The organism is Flagellimonas oceanensis, assembly GCF_003992595.1.
Classification (GTDB): domain Bacteria; phylum Bacteroidota; class Bacteroidia; order Flavobacteriales; family Flavobacteriaceae; genus Flagellimonas; species Flagellimonas oceanensis.
This window is the reverse complement of record NZ_RZNA01000052.1, coordinates 261,214-279,749: the sequence shown is the minus strand read 5'-3', so window position 1 is coordinate 279,749 and position 18,536 is coordinate 261,214. Positions and strand designations below refer to the sequence as shown.

The 18,536-nt window shown below is 41.5% G+C and carries 18 protein-coding genes and 1 other RNA gene; 10 read left to right on the top strand and 9 right to left on the bottom strand.

The genetic code is table 11. The annotated features are described in order from the left end of the window. Nucleotide 1: 1 nt before the first annotated feature. From rny to EO132_RS18600, 4 genes are all read right to left on the bottom strand, one after another. A complete protein-coding gene (gene rny / locus EO132_RS18615) occupies nt 2–1,573 on the bottom strand; it encodes a ribonuclease Y (RefSeq protein WP_127139308.1) in 1,572 nt (523 codons plus the stop codon). A gap of 53 nt (nt 1,574–1,626) precedes the next feature. After that, a non-coding RNA gene (gene ssrS / locus EO132_RS18610) (6S RNA) lies at nt 1,627–1,736 on the bottom strand. A 54-nt stretch (nt 1,737–1,790) separates the two neighbouring features. Continuing rightward, the gene (locus EO132_RS18605) at nt 1,791–2,084 is read right to left on the bottom strand and encodes a cell division protein ZapA (RefSeq protein ID WP_127139307.1); all 294 of its coding nucleotides are present in this window, start codon (nt 2,082–2,084) and stop codon (nt 1,791–1,793) included. Nucleotides 2,085–2,098: 14 nt separating this feature from the next. Beyond that, nucleotides 2,099–2,389, bottom strand: coding sequence for a hypothetical protein (locus tag EO132_RS18600; RefSeq protein WP_127139306.1), 291 nt, complete (start codon nt 2,387–2,389; stop codon nt 2,099–2,101). A gap of 165 nt (nt 2,390–2,554) precedes the next feature. On the opposite strand from EO132_RS18600, the gene EO132_RS18595 reads away from it, so the two are divergent. Together EO132_RS18595 and EO132_RS18590 are read left to right on the top strand one after the other, a co-directional pair. Next, nucleotides 2,555–4,246, top strand: a complete 1,692-nt coding sequence (locus EO132_RS18595) for a M23 family metallopeptidase (protein ID WP_127139379.1) — start codon at nt 2,555–2,557, stop codon at nt 4,244–4,246. Between the two features lie 126 nt (nt 4,247–4,372). Then, on the top strand, nt 4,373–5,020 hold the full coding sequence (locus EO132_RS18590; protein WP_127139305.1) for a hypothetical protein: 648 nt from the start codon (nt 4,373–4,375) through the stop codon (nt 5,018–5,020). On the opposite strand, the gene EO132_RS18585 is transcribed toward EO132_RS18590, so the two are convergent. After that, nucleotides 5,021–6,169, bottom strand: coding sequence for a cysteine desulfurase family protein (locus EO132_RS18585; RefSeq protein WP_127139304.1), 1,149 nt, complete (start codon nt 6,167–6,169; stop codon nt 5,021–5,023). It abuts the gene before it with no gap. A gap of 109 nt (nt 6,170–6,278) precedes the next feature. Here EO132_RS18585 and EO132_RS18580 point away from each other — a divergent pair, with 109 nt between their 5' ends. After that, entirely contained in the window at nt 6,279–6,800 is a 522-nt protein-coding gene (locus EO132_RS18580; RefSeq protein WP_127139303.1) for a hypothetical protein, read from the top strand. Here the strand turns inward: EO132_RS18580 and EO132_RS18575 are convergent. Then, nucleotides 6,797–7,339: a Smr/MutS family protein gene (locus EO132_RS18575; protein ID WP_127139302.1), complete on the bottom strand. Its 543-nt coding sequence runs from the start codon at nt 7,337–7,339 to the stop codon at nt 6,797–6,799. The two genes, EO132_RS18580 and EO132_RS18575, sit on opposite strands and share 4 nt — an antisense overlap. Nucleotides 7,340–7,417: 78 nt before the next feature. Here EO132_RS18575 and EO132_RS18570 point away from each other — a divergent pair, with 78 nt between their 5' ends. Genes EO132_RS18570 through EO132_RS18560 form a run of 3 tightly spaced genes read left to right on the top strand, consistent with a single transcriptional unit; the run spans nt 7,418 to nt 8,398 of the window. Next, nucleotides 7,418–7,738 carry a DUF2752 domain-containing protein gene (locus EO132_RS18570; protein WP_235856511.1) on the top strand — a complete coding sequence of 107 codons (321 nt, stop codon included), beginning with the start codon at nt 7,418–7,420 and terminating at the stop codon, nt 7,736–7,738. A 12-nt stretch (nt 7,739–7,750) separates the two neighbouring features. Then, nucleotides 7,751–8,077, top strand: a complete 327-nt coding sequence (locus tag EO132_RS18565; protein WP_127139301.1) for a CCC motif membrane protein — start codon at nt 7,751–7,753, stop codon at nt 8,075–8,077. Between the two features lie 9 nt (nt 8,078–8,086). After that, nucleotides 8,087–8,398, top strand: a complete 312-nt coding sequence (locus tag EO132_RS18560; RefSeq protein WP_127139300.1) for a CCC motif membrane protein — start codon at nt 8,087–8,089, stop codon at nt 8,396–8,398. On the opposite strand, the gene recQ is transcribed toward EO132_RS18560, so the two are convergent. Next, nucleotides 8,395–10,596: a DNA helicase RecQ gene (gene recQ, locus EO132_RS18555; protein WP_127139299.1), complete on the bottom strand. Its 2,202-nt coding sequence runs from the start codon at nt 10,594–10,596 to the stop codon at nt 8,395–8,397. The genes EO132_RS18560 and recQ overlap by 4 nt on opposite strands. A 195-nt stretch (nt 10,597–10,791) precedes the next feature. On the opposite strand from recQ, the gene EO132_RS18550 reads away from it, so the two are divergent. From EO132_RS18550 to lptB, 4 genes are read left to right on the top strand one after another with little or no spacing between them, the layout of a single operon-like run. After that, nucleotides 10,792–11,757, top strand: a complete 966-nt coding sequence (locus EO132_RS18550) for a KpsF/GutQ family sugar-phosphate isomerase (protein ID WP_127139298.1) — start codon at nt 10,792–10,794, stop codon at nt 11,755–11,757. After that, nucleotides 11,757–12,599 carry a twin-arginine translocase subunit TatC gene (gene tatC, locus EO132_RS18545; protein ID WP_127139297.1) on the top strand — a complete coding sequence of 281 codons (843 nt, stop codon included), beginning with the start codon at nt 11,757–11,759 and terminating at the stop codon, nt 12,597–12,599. The genes EO132_RS18550 and tatC overlap by 1 nt, the downstream gene beginning before the upstream one ends. Then, complete coding sequence (locus tag EO132_RS18540; RefSeq protein ID WP_127139296.1) at nt 12,589–12,939, top strand: carboxymuconolactone decarboxylase family protein; 351 nt, start codon at nt 12,589–12,591, stop codon at nt 12,937–12,939. Before tatC ends, EO132_RS18540 begins: the two co-directional genes overlap by 11 nt. A gap of 57 nt (nt 12,940–12,996) precedes the next feature. Then, complete coding sequence (lptB, locus tag EO132_RS18535) at nt 12,997–13,737, top strand: LPS export ABC transporter ATP-binding protein (RefSeq protein WP_127139295.1); 741 nt, start codon at nt 12,997–12,999, stop codon at nt 13,735–13,737. Here the strand turns inward: lptB and EO132_RS18530 are convergent. Beyond that, nucleotides 13,734–16,175 (bottom strand): hypothetical protein, encoded by a 2,442-nt coding sequence (locus EO132_RS18530; RefSeq protein WP_127139294.1) that lies wholly within the window; start codon nt 16,173–16,175, stop codon nt 13,734–13,736. The genes lptB and EO132_RS18530 overlap by 4 nt on opposite strands. A 239-nt stretch (nt 16,176–16,414) precedes the next feature. Continuing rightward, nucleotides 16,415–18,536, bottom strand: a 2,122-nt coding sequence (locus EO132_RS18525; RefSeq protein WP_205780385.1) for a hypothetical protein, incomplete at its 5' end; no start/stop codon positions are given.

The following is an 18,536-nucleotide window of genomic DNA, read 5'->3' as shown; positions in this document are numbered from 1 at the left end:
CTTATTTAGCAACGTTTACAGATCGTGTCTCACGGATTACAGTAACCTTTACCTGACCAGGATAGGTCATATCGGTCTGTATTTTTTGTGAGATTTCGAAAGAAAGTTCGGCCGCTTTGTCGTCGTTCACTTTTTCGCTTTCCACAATCACTCGAAGTTCCCTACCAGCTTGAATAGCATAGGCTTTCTGTACCCCGTTGAAACCAAAAGCGATATCTTCCAAGTCTTTCAATCGTTGGATGTAAGAGTCCAAAACCTGTCTTCTTGCTCCTGGCCTTGCTCCGCTGATGGCATCACAGACCTGAACAATCGGAGATATCAAAGTGTTCATCTCAATTTCGTCGTGGTGGGCTCCGATAGCATTGCAAACCTCACCTTTTTCACCATATTTCTGTGCCCATTGCATACCCAAGATTGCGTGTGGTGTCTCCACTTCTACCTCGGCCATGGGTACTTTTCCAATATCGTGAAGTAATCCAGCACGTTTGGCCAGTTTAGGGTTGAGCCCCAATTCCGCAGCCATCACACCGCAAAGTTTGGCCACCTCTCTGGAGTGTTGCAAAAGGTTTTGTCCGTAAGACGAACGATACTTCATTCTACCCACCGCTTTGATCAACTCTGGGTGCAATCCATGGATGCCCAGATCAATAACAGTACGTTTACCTATCTCTGCAATTTCTTCGTTGATTTGCTTTTCGGTCTTCTTTACCACCTCTTCAATACGAGCTGGGTGGATTCGTCCATCTGTTACCAGTCGGTGCAGGGACAATCTTGCCACTTCCCTCCTCACGGAATCAAAACAGGAGAGGATAATGGCTTCCGGGGTATCATCGACAATGATCTCAACTCCGGTAGCAGATTCCAAAGCACGGATGTTTCTACCTTCCCTACCAATGATTCGTCCTTTGACATCATCGGATTCCAGATTGAATACCGACACACAGTTTTCCACTGCTTCTTCGGTTCCGATACGCTGGATGGTATTGACCACGATTTTTCTGGCCTCTTGTTGTGCGGTAAGCTTTGCTTCTTCCAAAGTATTTTGAAGATATGCCATGGCATCACTCTTGGCGGTCTCTTTTAACGACTCCAGCAATTGTGCCTTTGCATCTTCAGCGGAAAGTCCTGAAATCACTTCCAACTGCTGGACTTGGCTCTTGTGAAGCTTTTCGACCTCGGCCTGTTTTTTATCGAGTATCTCACTTTTGTACTCGACATCCTTTATTTTCTGTTGAAACTGATCGTTCAGCTTTTTATTCTTGGCCAATTCGCTGCTCACTTGGGATTCCTTGTCCCTAGTACGCTTTTCGGCCTCGGCGATTTTCTTATCCTTGTTGATGATAACCTTTTCATGTTCCGCCTTCAATTCCAAAAACTTCTCCTTGGCCTGAAAAATCTTATCCTTCTTGATGCCCTCCCCTTCTTTTTTGGCCTCTTTAATGATATCGGCCGCATCCTTCTTTGCATTGGCAATGGTTTTGGATGCCTTGCCCTTCTCCATCATCTTGGCAATTCCGAATCCTATTGCCAGCCCTACAACAGCTGCGACAACAATTAATATGATATTATCCATCTTTAGATTGTGTTTAGTTAAAAAAAAAGCCCACATCAGAAGAAGTTTTGTACAAACTCCGAAATACAGGTTTAGGGCTAACAGACTGATCAAGGATCCCTATACGAGTAGGGCCTGCTTTTACAGCCTAAACTCACCCTTTCTAATTATATTAGTGTTGAGTTTGTCAAAAATTAATTACCAATGTGGGCAGTAACAATATTTTATTTAAAAGAACTTATTCCCCAATTTTGGAATGGACCAACTCGTCCAATGCCCTGAGGCGCTGCATGGCAGCCTCCGCATCTTCGGAACGATCTATTCCGCTTTGCTCAATTTTGGAAGCAAATTGTAAAGCACACATGGCCAATACATCCTGCTTGTCCCGAACGGCATAGTTTTGCTCAAACTTTTTTGCCAGATTTTCTATGTTCTTGGCTGCTTTGCGCAACCCTTCCTCTTGCTTGGGATCAATCGTCAAAGGATATACCCTATCAGCAATGGAAAGCTTTATTTTGAGCTTCTCGTCCATAATCTCGGTACCAGTTAATCCGCCAACTTGGCTATACAAACATCAAGTTCGCGAATCAAAGTATTTATCTTGAGCTTAGCTTCTGTTTTACTAGTATTACTACCCAGCATTGTGCTTGCCATTTTCAGGGAGTCGTATTTCTCCTCCCATTCGCTGAGCGCTTTCTGTTGAATTTTGTTTTCATCCCTTTGGACTTCCAATTCCTGTTTTAACTTGGCATTGAGTTGGTGCAACAGCTCCATTTTGTGAAGCAATTTGCTCACCTTGTTCTCCAAAGAATCAACAATCTCAACAAGTTCGCTCATATATGCAAACAACAATACGTATTACACAAAGTTAACCAACCTAGTACAACCTCGCAATACTTTTAAGATTTATTCTTAAAGCATTGCTTTAAGTCTTTTGGTTCTCTTAAATCCTTTTCTCAAAACAAAACATTGGTTACTTTCGTAGGAATTATTGATGTTTATATGCGCTGCAACACTTTATTGGTCCTATTTTTCATTGCACTCCACCTTTCCGCCCAAAAAAAATACCCCCAAGATGAATTCCGTTCACCTTTGGATATTCCATTGGTTTTGGCTGGCACCTTTGGCGAGCTTCGATCCAATCATTTCCATTCCGGGATGGATATTAAAACACAACAACGGGAAGGACTGCCCGTTTTTGCCATAGGCGATGGTACCGTAACGCGCATCAAAGTCTCACACTGGGGGTATGGCAAAGCACTTTATATAGCCCACCCCAACGGATACACCTCGGTATATGCCCACCTGCAAAAATTTGGTCCCGAAATCGAGGAATACGTTAAAAAAGTCCAATATCAGAAACAATCCTATGAAGTGGAGATGTTTCCCGATTATGGCGAACTCAAAGTGACCAAAGGCAGTACGATTGCCTATTCGGGCAACACGGGCGGTTCCGCAGGACCCCACCTTCATTTTGAAATAAGGAACAGCGTGAACAGCAAACCCACCAATCCCCTACTCTACGGGTATGAGGTCAGGGACGCCACTGACCCAACTTTGTTGGGGCTCTATGGGTATCCATTGTCCGAGGGTGGCTTGATCAATCAAAGCGCAAAAAAAATCCAGTTGAATTATACCCGACAGTCCGACGGTTCTTTTTTGGCTGATAAAGTAACCGCTTCCGGAACCATAGGCTTCGGAATCAATACATTTGACCGTTTGGACATGGCCGCCAACAAAAACGGGGTGTACGCTATCAAGCAGTCCGTAAACGGTAGAACCTATTCCGAGTTTGATTTTGAGACTTTCTCCTTTGGAGAGACCCGTTACATCAACACCCTTATCGATTATGCACACTTTTACGACCACCGGCAGCGTATCCAAAAGTGTTTTAAGGAACCCTACAACCATTTGAGCATTTACAAATCGCTTTACAACGATGGAAAGATAAAAGTGGAAGAAGGAATGTCGTACAATGTGGAAATGCTCATTTCGGATTTGGAGGGCAACACCACAAAGCTGATCATTCCCGTAGAGGGAAAACGGGAAGAGGAAAAAATCTCCAAGGATGACGAGACCACCGAAAATTTTATCATTGCCACTAAACCCAACAATTTTGATTTGGGGGCTGCCAAAGTTTATTTTCCCGCCAGCACCTTTTATGAAGATTTTTTCATCCATCTGGAAAAAGGGAACGACACCATCACGATACACGATAATAGCGTTGCAGCCCACCGAAATTTCACTATAAGCTTTGACCCATCAAAATATTCAACGGAAGAAAGAAAACAATTGTTCATTGCCCATTTGGACAGTAGAATGTGGCCATCCTACTCGAAAACCTATAAAAGGGATGGCTCTTTTACAACACGAACACGAACTTTGGGCACCTATACCTTGGTAAGGGATAGTGTAGCACCCCAGATACGCCCCAAAAACTTCAAGGAGAAACAATGGTTGAGTAATTACAACTACCTTAGTCTTTCCATTTCGGACGACTTGAGCGGCATTGATTCCTATTCCGCTACCTTGAACGGAAAATGGATTTTGATGGAGTATGAGCCAAAAACCAATACCATAACCTATAATTTTGAGGATAATGTGACCAGCGAAACGGAATGTGAACTTAAAGTCACGGTTACGGACAATGTCGGCAACTCTTCCACCTACACGAGCTCTTTTTTCAGGAAATAGCGTTACTTTTGCACACGGAAAATCAACCCGATCTGATACAACCTGTTTTTTTACGATTCTAAGTGCCAACCTGTTGCCTGAACAACCTCAGCCATAGACCATGAGTATTGAAATAAAAATTGATTAATGAAAAAAATTGTCTTTGTCCTTGTTCTTTTTACCACTACACTGGCCATGGCCCAAAAGAACATTTATGAGAGCATAAGGTTTGATGAGTATACCGAAGACCATGAGATTTTGGCGATAATACCCTTTATCGCGCATCTGGAATTAAAGAAAGCGGTGGACAAGGATGAATTGAGTGTTTTGGCGCAAAAAGAGGGGTATGCGGTACAGAATGCATTGGAAACCTATTTTTCCAAACGTAAAAAGCGAAAAAAGTTCAATGTGGACTTTCAGAACATTATGAACACCAACGCTATTTTGGCACAGAACAATATTGACTACGATAATATTGACACCTACACCACCCAGGAATTGTGCAAAATTCTAGATGTGGACGGGATTATCAGCGGCAACCTGACCCTGAACATATTGTTATCAGAAGGAGTGCCCACGGATTTCAGTATTTTGGATTACTTCAGTGGCAATGCAAATTACGGACGTATCGGCGTGAAAATAAGTGATGGCGATACAGGCAAACTACTTTGGAAATATGAGAACGAAATTTCCAAGAAAACAGGCAAAAACACCACGGAACTCATCGATAAAATGATGAAGACCGCATCCAGAAAGTTTCCTTATGACAGGGAAAAAAGAAGGAACAGAAATTAATCAACTGTTCGCAAACTCCTTCAACACCTCAACAGCGTAGTCCAGCTCTTCCTTGGTATTGTACATGGAAAAGGAAAAGCGCAAACTGGGCTTCTCCAGTTCCTCGCCTTCCAAAATTTCATTAAGCACATGCGAACCTTGGTTGCTTCCCGATTGGCATGCACTTCCCTTGGAACAGGCAATTCCCTTCATATCCAAGTGGAACAGGAGCATCAAGCCCTTCTGTTTGTCAAATGGCAAACGAATATTGGCCAAGGTATAAGTGCCTTTTTCCATATCGCCTGAAAGTCCGTTGCATTCTGCTCCCGGAATCTCTTCCAAAATCCTATCCACAAAATACTTTTTGAGCTCTTTTACGGTTTTGGTTTCTTCATCCAAATGCTCGTAGGCTCTTACAAAAGCTTCCTCCAACCCAACAATGTTATGGAAAGGTTCGGTACCTGCCCTAAAACCTCTTTCCTGGGAACCTCCCACTATTAAAGGTTTTAAACCAGAATTTTTTCGAATAAAGGCAAAACCTATCCCTTTGGGTCCATGGAATTTATGGGCGGCAGCTGTCATGAAATCAACATTTACAGCTTGCACATCCCAAGGATAGTGTCCTATGGATTGTACAGTATCGGAATGGAAAAGTGCTTCGTTTGCCTTGCAAAGTTTACCTACAGCAGCAATATCGGTAATGTTCCCGATTTCGTTGTTCACATGCATCAAACTGACCAACTTTTTGGAAGCGTCCTTTTTGAGCAATTCTTCCAAATGGTTAAGGTCTGGATTGCCATGTTCATCCAAATCCACATACCAAAGATTGATGTTGTACTCTTTTTCAAGTTCCTCAACCGTATGCAGCACGGCATGGTGCTCAATTTTGGATGTAATGATGGTCTCGACCCCCAAATCCCTCACGGCACAACGCAAAATCATGTTATCCGCTTCCGTGCCTCCAGAAGTAAAGATGATTTCGGCTGGTTGCGCATTCAAGGTTTTGGCAATGGTTTTCCTAGCCTGTTCCACAGCGGTCTTGGCCGATCTCCCGAAGCTATGTGTGGAAGATGGGTTACCGTAATGCTCTGCCAAGGCTTGTTGCATTCGTTCAATCACTTCTTGTCTTACCTGCGTGGTTGCAGCGTTGTCCAGATAGACTTTTTGCATTTTCGGGTCACTTTTTAACAGGTGCAAAAGTACGTGAAATAAAGTTAATTTCTTTTAAACTATCCCTAAGGATTAGGGTATTAAAATGGAATTGCTTTAAATTTGGCACATGAGAAAATTTATCCTTTCAGTTTTTGTTTTGGGCACCTTCTTTTCTTGCAGTGATGGCGACCTGCAGATAGAAACCATCGATTTTGATAGTGTTTCCTTGCAGTATTGCACCAACCCTGTGAGAAACGCAAAAAACCTGATGTTCAAAATAAATGAAAGCGAAGCCCTGATTTTAGAGTTGCAAAGCGGTGCCTTGAACAATGGCGTTATCGGGGACACGATAATCACGGAAAGTACGGTTCCCAATCAATCCCAAATCACATATCGGGTTTTCTCAGACGGTGTGGACAACGATTATTTCTGCGATGATATCCCCACGGTAGAACCGACTGTAGTACAAGAAGTCGTAGCGGAAGATGGATTGGTCATCATTGAGACCATGCTTGCCGAAAATGACAGCACTCTTTTTGCTCACAATATTAGCCTTAGCGGAATTTCCTTTGTTACTGGAAACGGGGAACGTATTACCAATTTGGCTATAAACGAGTTTGGTGAAGTAACCACCAATGTTCCTGATTAAGCATTCTGATAAATGTAGACTTCGGTAGCTCCCAAACCGTATTTCTGGTAATCGGCATCATAAAAATTCACATTGTCGTACCTATTGAACAAGTAGCGTAGTTCTTCTTTTAACACCCCTTCACCCACTCCGTGGATAAACACCACTTTTTGGATTCGTTTTCGTATGGCAAAATCCAATTGTCGCTTTGCGGTATCCAACTGAATGTTGAGCATATCAAAATTACTCATGCCCTTGCTGGATTTCACTAGTTGGTGGATATGCAAATCCACTTCCATTTTTGGAGCTGTCCTTTCTTTGGGCTTTATGGTCGGTGCCTTTCTCTTTTTTGGTATCTCCTTTTCTTTTTTGATTTGAGCGACCTCATAATTGGAAACAGAAATATCGCCTTCTATTTTAACCAGATCATCGGCAGGAAAATGCATAGGGAACCCATCATCGGTAATCAAGGTCACTTCATTACCGTCCACTTTTTGCACGATCCCCGAAATGGCCTCGTCCAACACTTCTGCCCTATCCCCTATTGAAAATTTGCCCATAATTGATTTCTAAGGTAAAAATGATGTAAATATTAAACCCGAATACAAAAATAATAGTAATTTCGGGCTCTACAGACTATGATGTACCCTGCACTGACCATATCTGCCATAGATTTAGAAGATTACATGCTTCCATGCCTCAACAAACAACTTCTGGGAATAGATTGCCCAGGATGTGGCTTACAGCGTTCCGTTGATTTATTGTTGCATGGAGAGTTCGTTGCTGCATTTCAGATGTATCCAGCTATTTATCCCATGTTGGCGCTTCTTGCGTTTTTGGTAACGAGTAGCTTTACGACCATCAAATATTCCCAGTACTTAAAAATGGCCCTTGTCGTCATGACAGCTGGTACCATCATAATAAGTTATATTCTAAAAATGAACAACCTTTTTAATTAAAAACCTAAAACTATGGAACAACAGAAACTTCCAAACGCTACACTGATAATGGTATTTGGCATCATTTCGATTGTAACTTGTTGCTGCTACGGTATCATCGGGCTTATTTTCGGAATCATTGCCTTGATATTGGCCAACAAAGCCTTGAAGCTCTATGCTGAAAATCCAGAAATGTACGAAGGCGTCCAAACTGTAAAAACAGGTAGGATACTTGCCATTATCGGGCTTGTACTGAATATCTTAGCCCTTGCCTATATGATTTGGGCCATTTCTTATTTTGGATGGGAGACCCTTCAAGATCCTCAGCAAATGCAAGAAATCCTTGAACAATATCAATAAGACAACAATATGAACCAACAACCCTTACCAGGGGCAAGCACGGTGTTGACAATGGGGATACTCTCCATTGTCCTCACTTTGTTTTGTTGCGGCCCTTTTGGTGCCATTTTTAGCATTATCGGTTTGGTAAAAGCGAAAAGTGCTGACCAATTGTACCGATCAAGCCCCGAAAATTATACCGACTACAGTAATGTGAAAACAGGTAAAATCCTTTCCTACATTGGATTGGCATTAGCATTGGTGTATTTAGTGCTTACTATCCTTTATTTTGGATTAATCGTAGCGGCAATCACTACAGGAGAATTGAGTGGCGAATTTTAATTCGCCACTTCACTTATGAATTTTAGGCGGTACAAACGGAGTTCTTCATCTTCGTAGTCCCCTTCAAATTCTTCAACGGCTGCAGAAATGGAATCAGTCTCAGCTTCCAAAAAGTAGTCATGGATTTCCTCTTGTTGATCCTCATCCAAGATTTCGTCAATCCAATAGCCAATGTTCAATTTGGTCCCACTGAATACGATTTGCTCCATCTCTTTGATCAGTTCTGGCAACTCCAACCCTTTGGCAGAAGCAATATCGTCCAGTGCCAATTTTCTATCCACACTTTGGATCACATACAATTTTAATCCAGAGTTGGCGCCTGTGCTTTTTACCACAAGGTCATCCGGCCTGGTAATATCGTTTTCATCCACGTATTTGGAAATCAAATCCACGAAGGCTTTTCCGTATTTTTTGGCCTTGCCCTCGCCCACACCTTGAATATTGAGCAGTTCTTGCATCGTTACCGGATATTTAAGTGACATATCCTCCAATGATGGATCCTGGAAAACCACAAAAGGCGGAACCTCTCGCTTTTGAGCCTCTTTTCTTCTAAGGTCGCGCAATAGTTTCAATAAGTTTTCATCCGCTACGGCTCCGTTGGATTTTTCTGCGACCACGATATTTCCCGAATCATCTTTGGAGTATACATGATCCTTGGTCATCATAAAGGACTCCGGATTTTCGAGGTATTTTTCACCCTCCTCAGTCAGATGCAGGATTCCATAGCGTTCGATTTCCTTTTTGAGGAGGCCTGCGACCAAAACCTGTCGCGTAAGCGCCATCCAAAACTCTTTATCCCTGTCCTTGCCTATTCCAAAAAAGGGCTTTTCATCGGTTTTATGGGAAGTTATCATGGCATTGGTCTTTCCTACCAACACCCTTACAATTTCCTTGGTCTTGAATTTTTCTTTGGTGTCCTTTACCACACTCAAAAGCTTGACTACATCTTCCTTGGCCTCCTCCTTGGGTTTGGGGTTCCTGGAATTATCGTCCATATCAGCCCCTTCTCCATTCAATTCATCAAAATCTTCGCCGAAGTAATGTAGAATAAATTTTCTACGGGAAATGGATGTCTCGGCATAGGCTACTATCTCCTGCAACAAGGCATTACCGATTTCTTGCTCGGCCACAGGTTTACCAGACATGAATTTTTCCAACTTCTCCACATCCTTGTAGGCGTAGTAGGCCAAACAATGTCCCTCTCCCCCATCCCGGCCGGCACGTCCTGTTTCCTGATAGTAACTTTCGATACTTTTCGGAATATCGTGATGTATCACAAAACGAACATCGGGTTTATCGATTCCCATGCCGAAGGCAATGGTGGCCACCACCACATCCACTTCCTCCATCAAAAACATATCCTGATACTTGGAACGGGTCTTCGCATCAAAGCCAGCATGATAGGGAACGGCACTTACACCATTGACTTGGAGCACTTGGGCCAATTCTTCCACCCTTTTTCTGCTCAAACAATATATGATACCGGATTTTCCTTGGTTCTGTTTTACAAAACGGATGATATCTGCATCGACCTCTTTGGTCTTAGGACGTACCTCGTAAAATAAATTGGGTCTGTTAAAGGAAGCTTTGAAAACCTTGGCATCCGTCATACCCAAGTTTTTAATAATATCTTCCTGCACCTTGGGCGTAGCGGTTGCCGTAAGCCCAATAATCGGGATATTATCCCCCAATCTATTGATGATGCCACGAAGGTTACGATACTCGGGCCTAAAATCGTGCCCCCATTCCGAAATACAGTGTGCCTCATCCACAGCCACAAAGGAAAGTTGGACTCCTTTTAGAAAATCAACGTTTTCCTCTTTGGTCAGGGATTCGGGAGCTACATAGAGTAACTTGGTAACACCATTGGCAATATCCTCCTTTACCTGTTTTACTTCTGTTTTGGTCAAGGAGGAGTTCAATACGTGGGCAATGCCATGTTGTTCTGAAATGCCACGAATGGCATCCACTTGATTCTTCATTAAGGCTATCAACGGGGAAACAACAATTGCTGTTCCTTCTTTCATAAGGGCCGGCAGTTGATAGCAAAGGGATTTCCCCCCGCCTGTCGGCATAATTACAAAGGTATCATTGTCGTTGAGTATATTCTGGATTACACCTTCCTGTAACCCTTTGAACTTTGAGAAACCAAAATATTTTTTGAGCGAGGAATGCAAATCAGTGTTCGTTAGGCTCATTTCCGCATTTTTCAATTAATAACAAGCAGCCTAAAAGGCAGTTGAAGCTTTTATTTTAACCAATCAATTACAGAAGAATCTATTCTCACTTCCATAATAGTCTGTAAAAGATAGTTTGATTAGTTTTGTAATCTTAAATATAAGACATTCTTTTAGGAATGCAATCAGTTAATCGGTTTATTACTTTATTATACTTTGAGCGACATTAAGTCAATTTTAAACATAGCAAAACGGACCCTCGAAATCGAGAGCAAGGCCGTAGCGAATTTGATTGGTCTGCTAGATGACCAATTTGCACATGCCGTACAGCATATCCTGGAATCCGATGGAAGAGTCATTGTTTCCGGTGTCGGGAAAAGCGCCATCGTGGCCTCCAAAATTGTGGCCACATTGAACTCCACGGGAACCCCGGCCATTTTTATGCACGCCGCTGATGCCATTCATGGCGATCTGGGAACCATCCAACAAAACGATGTGGTCATCTGCTTGTCGCAGAGCGGCAACACCCCGGAGATCAAAGCTTTGCTTCCATTGATCAAAGTGGGCAACCATAAACTCATCGGCATCACGGGCAACATGGATTCCGTATTGGCCAAACAGGCCGATTTTGTTCTGAACACCTTTGTGGAAAAAGAAGCGTGCCCCAATAATTTGGCACCTACCACGAGTACATCCGCACAAATGTCCATGGGCGATGCACTTGCCATATGCCTTTTGGAACTTAAGGGATTCAGCAGTTCGGATTTTGCCAAATACCATCCTGGCGGCGCTTTGGGAAAGAAACTATATTTGCGCGTCGCCGATATTGTGGTGAACAATCAAAAACCACAAGTGGATATCAATGCCAAGGTAAAAGATGTGATTATGGAGATATCCGAAAAAATGCTGGGCGTTACCGCTGTACTTGACCAAGGGAAGGTAGTTGGTATCGTTACCGATGGTGACGTGCGAAGAATGTTGAGCAAATATGACAATATAAGTGGACTTACCGCAAAGGATATTATGACGTCCAATCCTAAGACAATAGCTGTGGATACGTTGGCCGTAAAAGCATTAAAACTATTGCAGGAAAAGAGCATATCCCAATTGTTGGCCTTTGACGGGGACAACTACGCAGGCGTGGTCCACCTCCATAACCTTATAAACGAGGGAATCCTATAATGGCTAAAAAAGAGAGAAAAAATCCGGATGAAATGTCCTTTTTGGACCATTTGGAAGAGTTACGTTGGCATTTGGTGCGCTCCACCTTGGCAGTTGTTATCATTGCCTGTATGGCCTTTGTATTCAGGGGCTTTATTTTTGATACGATACTGTTCGGACCCAAGAACATGGACTTCCCAACCTATCAGTTCTTTTGCAATATTGGAAAGTTCTTCGGAGTGGATTCCGAATTTTGTGGTGATACCATTCCATTTACCATTCAGAGTAGATTGATGGCAGGACAGTTTTCCGCACACATTTGGACATCCATCTGGGCGGGCGTCATTCTTGGTTTCCCATACATTTTGTGGGAGTTGTGGAAATTCATCAGTCCAGGGCTTTACGAAAACGAAAGAAAGCATTCCCGCGGGTTCATCATTACCGCCTCTGGATTGTTCTTCCTAGGGGTACTTTTCGGATATTACATCGTTGCCCCATTGTCCATCAACTTTTTGGGGTCGTACCAAGTAAGCAAGGAAGTATTGAACGAAATCGACCTTGCCTCCTACATCGGAACGGTAAGGGCCTCTGTAATCGCCTGTGGTATCATGTTTGAATTGCCCATTGTTATTTTCTTTTTGACCAAAGTAGGGTTGGTAACTCCCGAAATCTTAAAGAAATACAGAAAAATAGCCTTGGTGATCATCCTAATACTATCTGCAATCATCACACCGCCGGATATTACAAGTCAAATCATTGTGTGTATACCCGTTCTTGTGTTGTACCAGGTAAGTATTTTCATTTCGAGAATGGTAGTCAGAAAAGAAGAAAGAAAAGAGAAAGCAAGAAAAAATGCCAAATAAAGTAGAAGAGTTCAATGCTTATCGTGCCAAAATGAACGATAAGTTGCTTGCTGAGAACAACAAGCTGATCAAACGTATATTCAACCTGGACACCAATGCCTTTATGGAAGGGGCTTTGGACGTGAAGACCAAAGAACTATTGGGATTGGTGGCCTCTGCAGTACTACGCTGCGATGACTGTGTAAAATACCATTTGGAAAGTTCCAAAGAAGCTGGTGCCAACAAAGAAGAAGTGATGGAGACCTTGGGCATAGCCACTTTAGTGGGTGGAACCATTGTAATTCCACACTTGCGTCGTGCCTACGAATATTGGGAGGACATCGAGGAAAGCGAAGCTTAAAAAAATCCAAAAGACCATACGCCGGACCAAGAATATGTTTAGTTTTGGCACATTCCTATGAAGCTACGCGCAGAAAATATAATGAAGGCCTACCGTGGCCGAAAAGTGGTAAAGGGCATTTCCCTAGAAGTAAACCAAGGTGAAATCGTTGGACTTTTAGGTCCCAATGGAGCTGGAAAAACCACTTCGTTCTACATGATCGTTGGTTTGATAAAGCCCAATGGCGGGAACATCTACCTGGATGGCACCAACATTACCAGCTTCCCTATGTACAAGAGGGCACAGCACGGTATCGGCTATTTGGCACAGGAAGCATCCGTTTTCCGAAAGTTGAGTATCGAGAAGAACATTTTGAGCGTACTGCAGCTTACCAATTTGAGCAAAAAGGAGCAACACATGAAGATGGAGTCTCTGATTGATGAGTTCGGTCTTGGACATATCCGTAAAAACCGTGGCGATTTGCTCTCTGGTGGTGAACGCCGACGTACCGAGATAGCCCGTGCCCTGGCCACCGACCCTAAATTTATTCTATTGGATGAGCCTTTTGCGGGAGTTGACCCCGTAGCGGTTGAGGACATTCAGCGTATTGTGGCCCAATTAAAGAACAAAAACATTGGTATTTTGATCACCGACCACAACGTGCAGGAAACCTTGGCCATTACGGAACGTTCTTACCTAATGTTCGAAGGCGGCATTCTAAAAGCGGGAGAACCTGAAGAACTTGCCGTGGACGAAATGGTAAGAAAAGTGTACCTGGGCCAGAACTTTGAGCTCCGTAAAAAGAAATTGGATTTTTAGTTGGACATTGTAGTATCCAATATTTTTATCTCAGAGAATATACTACCATTTTCTCCCATCCCTTCTATGACAACCTTTAACTTATCATAACCGTAGTCGGGAATTGTAAATTTATAGTTGTTATCCTTATCTACCCACACCATTGGCTCCCAATGAATCAACCCGAAATTTCCAAAAGCTGAATCCCTAAATGAGGTGAAATCTGGGTTATAAAATTCCTTTTGCTTTTCGAATCCTCTTTCCACATTGAATCTAAAGGATTTTTTGGACAGAAAATCTTGGCCCGGCGTGAGATTTAGCTCCGCACCACGTCTCAAAAAAATGTATATCGTTTCCTTGTGCCCTGCTTTTGCCCCCATATACTTGGATAATCTATCTATATAAAAACTCTCCACATGTGTTAAGGGCATTTTGTAAAGCACATCCAAATTCAGCTGCAAGACATCGTCCAAAAAAACATTAACCCAAGCACCGCGCCGTGATTTTATTTTGACCCTGCTAATGAATTCATTGCTGCCGCCATCATATGCCTGAAGTTCTTCCAACACCTCATAACCTTTAGATCTTAATAACTCTCCAATGGTACCAAATGTTCTGGCCAATTCTTCATCCACAATGGTAATCTTGTTCGCCAAATATCTTGGCACCCGCAAATTGTTCCTGGCCTCTTTTTCCATTTTACTTTCCTCTGTAACAGTAACATTATCCAGGGCAATCAAAGATCCATCCGGGGTTAGTTCTGGCAATTCAAAATCGTTGTCATCACCATATATTATATTGTTGCCCTTTTCAAACATATTTATCTTTTCATAGCTGGAAATATCGATTTCGTTCTCAAGAAAATAGGCGGTAGACAAACGAGCGTACATGTTCAATCTGGACAACTTGCCACTACCTTTCTTTCTAGAGAAGAAGATACTTTCTCCATTTATTGGGTAAAAATTGGTTACCAAAAATTTACGTTGACCGGGGGACAACTTTATTTCCGTCGGCTCATGCTCAATAGATTTATGGATCAATATATTGTCTCTCTTCAAATCTTCATTTAAAAAACCATACAGGTTCAATCCATATATAGGATTATGAGTGGTCTTAAATTCCTCTTCGTTCGCTATCTCATTCCAATCGTACTTGCTCAAACCTTGAGTAAGCAAAAGCAGGTCCATCTCATATTTCTTTTGATTGTTGACATCCCTGAAATAATAACCTGCATCATGGATGGCACCTTTCACATACGGTCTTAGGTATAATTGTTCGTAAATGTTACTTTTTCCGTTATGAACCTTTGTACTAACAGGCAAAACAGAAACACTAAGCCCCATAGGTTCTAAGGCTTTGGAGTTTATCGTAATTTCCAAATCTTCATTTGATTGAAGAGCGTAATCCATATCGATTTCTACACTATTCTTCCCTATGCCTTTCCATACGAAAAATTGCCTTTCTTCTATGGGATTGTCCTTTTCGTCAAATAGAGTAAGGATATTTACACCTTTCATCAATTTGGTCTTGTCAAAATAGGTTGTATGAATTTTAGAGTTTCTTGACAACAAGATTGGTTTGGATATGATTTCTCCCTCCTTGTGTAAAACCAATTTGGTTTTGACCGCTCCATCCTCCATTGCTAAATCATTGGCTTGAACTTCCACCAAAACCTGATTCTTGTAGGGATTGTCGATTACATTAAGATTGATTCCCTTAGGGTAAATCATAGGTACCCTCATACTGACTTCATCTCCAGAAGGTATTTTTACTTTGGCAGTATAGATAACATCAGAATCAGGTGTGATTTCAAATTTTCCAAGACCACGGCCATTGGTTTCCATCAACGCCACTTGTTTCCCCTGTTCGTCTACAACTTTAATATTCTTTAGCTGCAAAGGCCTGTTCATGTGATCTAGGGCTTTAACTCCCACGATATTTTTAATACCGGCTACCAGATTACCTCCCTCTGGCAAAAACTGAAAATCAATTTTATTCACATCTTGGGATTTCCCCTTAACTTGAAAGTCTGATTTGACTACCAAAAACTCTTTAAAAAATGAGTTTCCATCATTGAAATTTCTCATCCAGTTGGTTTTTGCCTTCAAAAAATAGCGCCCATCAGCAAAAGTTGAATCTACTTTCACACTTCCCTTGAAAAAGCCATCATTCAAATAGTAAAGCTGTTCCTTTTTTAGGACACCTGTACTATCATAAACCCCTACATTGATGGTTTTTGAAATTTTTGATGGTTTAGCGTTTTTTTGATCGTACAGATACCCTTTGAACCATATCTCTTCCTCGGGAAGAAATATATCCTTACTTACATGTAGGTACACCACCTCTCTAGGTGCTTGGAAATATTCTTGGTAACTATCTTCTATTTGGTTTTGGGCATTAAGTGTGTTTATTAAGAATAGTAAGGATACTATATAAAATAGCGGTTTATATTCTCGCATTTCTGAATAATTATTATGGTTAGTGAAACACTAAAATCTGTTTCTTGATTTTAAATCAAGAAGATACATAAATAAAATTTGACGAAACCATTAATGTTTAAGCTTGTCCTTCCAAAAAATTACTACTAGAACATCTGATCAATAAAAGTTTTTAAAATTAAAAGCCTAAAAACACTTTGCCATGCAAACCTTTACCAGTAGCACAATTAAAGGCAAAAACCTATTGAAAAAATGGATTTTCAGTTGGAATCACCCACGTTCAACACCCTAATTTCGGACAACACATTTCCGTTCTTGCCCATTCCTTCAATAACTAACTTTAAGTTATCGAAACCATAGTTAGGAATTTTCAAGGTATAACTGTCATCTTCATCTATCCATATCCAAGGCTCCCAGTGAATCAAACCAAAATTCTTAAAAGCAGTATCTGTAAAAGAAGTAAATTCCGGGTTATAGAAGTTCTTTTGTTTTTCGAACCCTTTGTCCACTTTAAATTCAAAAGATTTTCTGGACATAAAGTCTTGCCCAGGCGTAAGATTCAATTCCTTACCTCGTCTTGTGAAAATATAAATCGTCTCGCGAAAACCTCCCTTGGCCCCCATGTACCTAGACAACCTATCAATATAAAAACTCTCTACTTGTACTAATGGCATATGTGTAAAAACATCCAGATTAACCTGTAAAGCACCATCAAGAAACATATTAACTCCCGCACCTCGGCGCGATCTTATGCGAAACCTACTAATAAACGCATTGCTACCACCGTCGAAGGCCTGTAAATCCTCCCTTACCTCGTAGCCTTTGGAGCGCAACAGTTCTGCAACAGTATTGAACGTCAATGCCATTTCTTTGTCCACGACCGTAATTTTTTTTGCCAAATATCGAGGAACTCTTATATTCTCTCGAGCCTGTTTTTCCATTTTACTTTCCTCGGTTATGGTCACGTTATCCAAGGCAATAAGTTTTTCTTCTGAACTTATATCTGGTAATTTAAAACCTTTACTCCCTTCCTTTATGGTTGAGATGTTAGTTTTGGGAAAGGCGTTTTTTTTATGGTCGGAAACATCAATGTTCTCATCCAAAAAATAATTGTTGGATAAGCGGGCATACATATTCAACTTGGATATTTTACCGCGAACATCTATCTTGGAAAAGAAAATACTCTCGCCAGTGATAGGATAAAAATTGGTGATCAAAAATTTATCTTGGCCGGATGATAGATCTATTTCCTTAAGTTCATGCTCGATCGTTTTATGCACTAAAATTTTCTCCCTTTTCAAATCCTCATTTAAAAAACCATAAAGATTAATTCCATCTACTGGGTTATACTTTGTTTCAAACCGGTCTTTCAAAATCGCATGCCAATCATATTTACTGTGTCCCTCTGTCAATAAGAGCAAATCCATCTCATACTTCTTTTGATAGTTGGTATCGTTAAAATAATAACCATCGTTTTGAATATCCTCCTTTACATAAGGCCTCAGATAAATTTGATTGTACATATTTCCGTCCCCCTTATAAACTTTTGTGTCCATTGGAAAAACGGATACACTCAACCCCACGGCCTCAGGAACCTTGGACGTTATAGTAATTTCCAACGAGTCGTTTGCCCGCGAAGAATGGCCTATTGCGGTTTCAATTTTGTGCTCCCCTAATCCTTTCCAAACAAAAAATTGCCTTTCCTCTATGGGCTTGTTGTCCATATCGAATAAGGTAAGTGTATTTACACCAGTCATTAGCTTTGTCTTATCAAAATAAGTACTGAACACTTTACCGTTCTTGGTCAATAATACCGGTTGAGATATAATCTCACCATCTTTGTGCAAAACCAAATTCGTTCTTACATCCCCATCCTTCATGGCCAACTCGTTTGCTTCAACTTGCACCAAAACTTCCTTTTTGTAAGGATTATCAACTACATTCAGATTAATTCCCTTGGCATTTGATCTTGGCAACTTAAAACTTACTTCCTCTCCAGAAGAGACTCTGATTTTGGCAAAATAATCGGAACGGGATTTGGGAGTTATTTCAAATTTTCCAAGACCTTGATTATTGACCTCGATCGATGCCATTTGTATGCCGGACCCATCCTCTATCCTGAGGTTGCCCACCTCTACTGGCAGCCCCTTACCATTGACCACTTTTACCCCCACGGTGTTTTTTATTCCGGACACCATTTTGCCGCCCTCCGGAAAAAACCGGATATCCAAACTCTCGAAATTTAGCCGATCCTGGGTGACATCTAAGTCGGATTTAACAACCTTGATTTCCTTTAAGAATGCATTTCCATCACTGAAGTTTCTCATCCAGTTGGTTTTTGCCTTCAAAAAATAGCGCCCATCAGCAAAAGTTGAATCTACT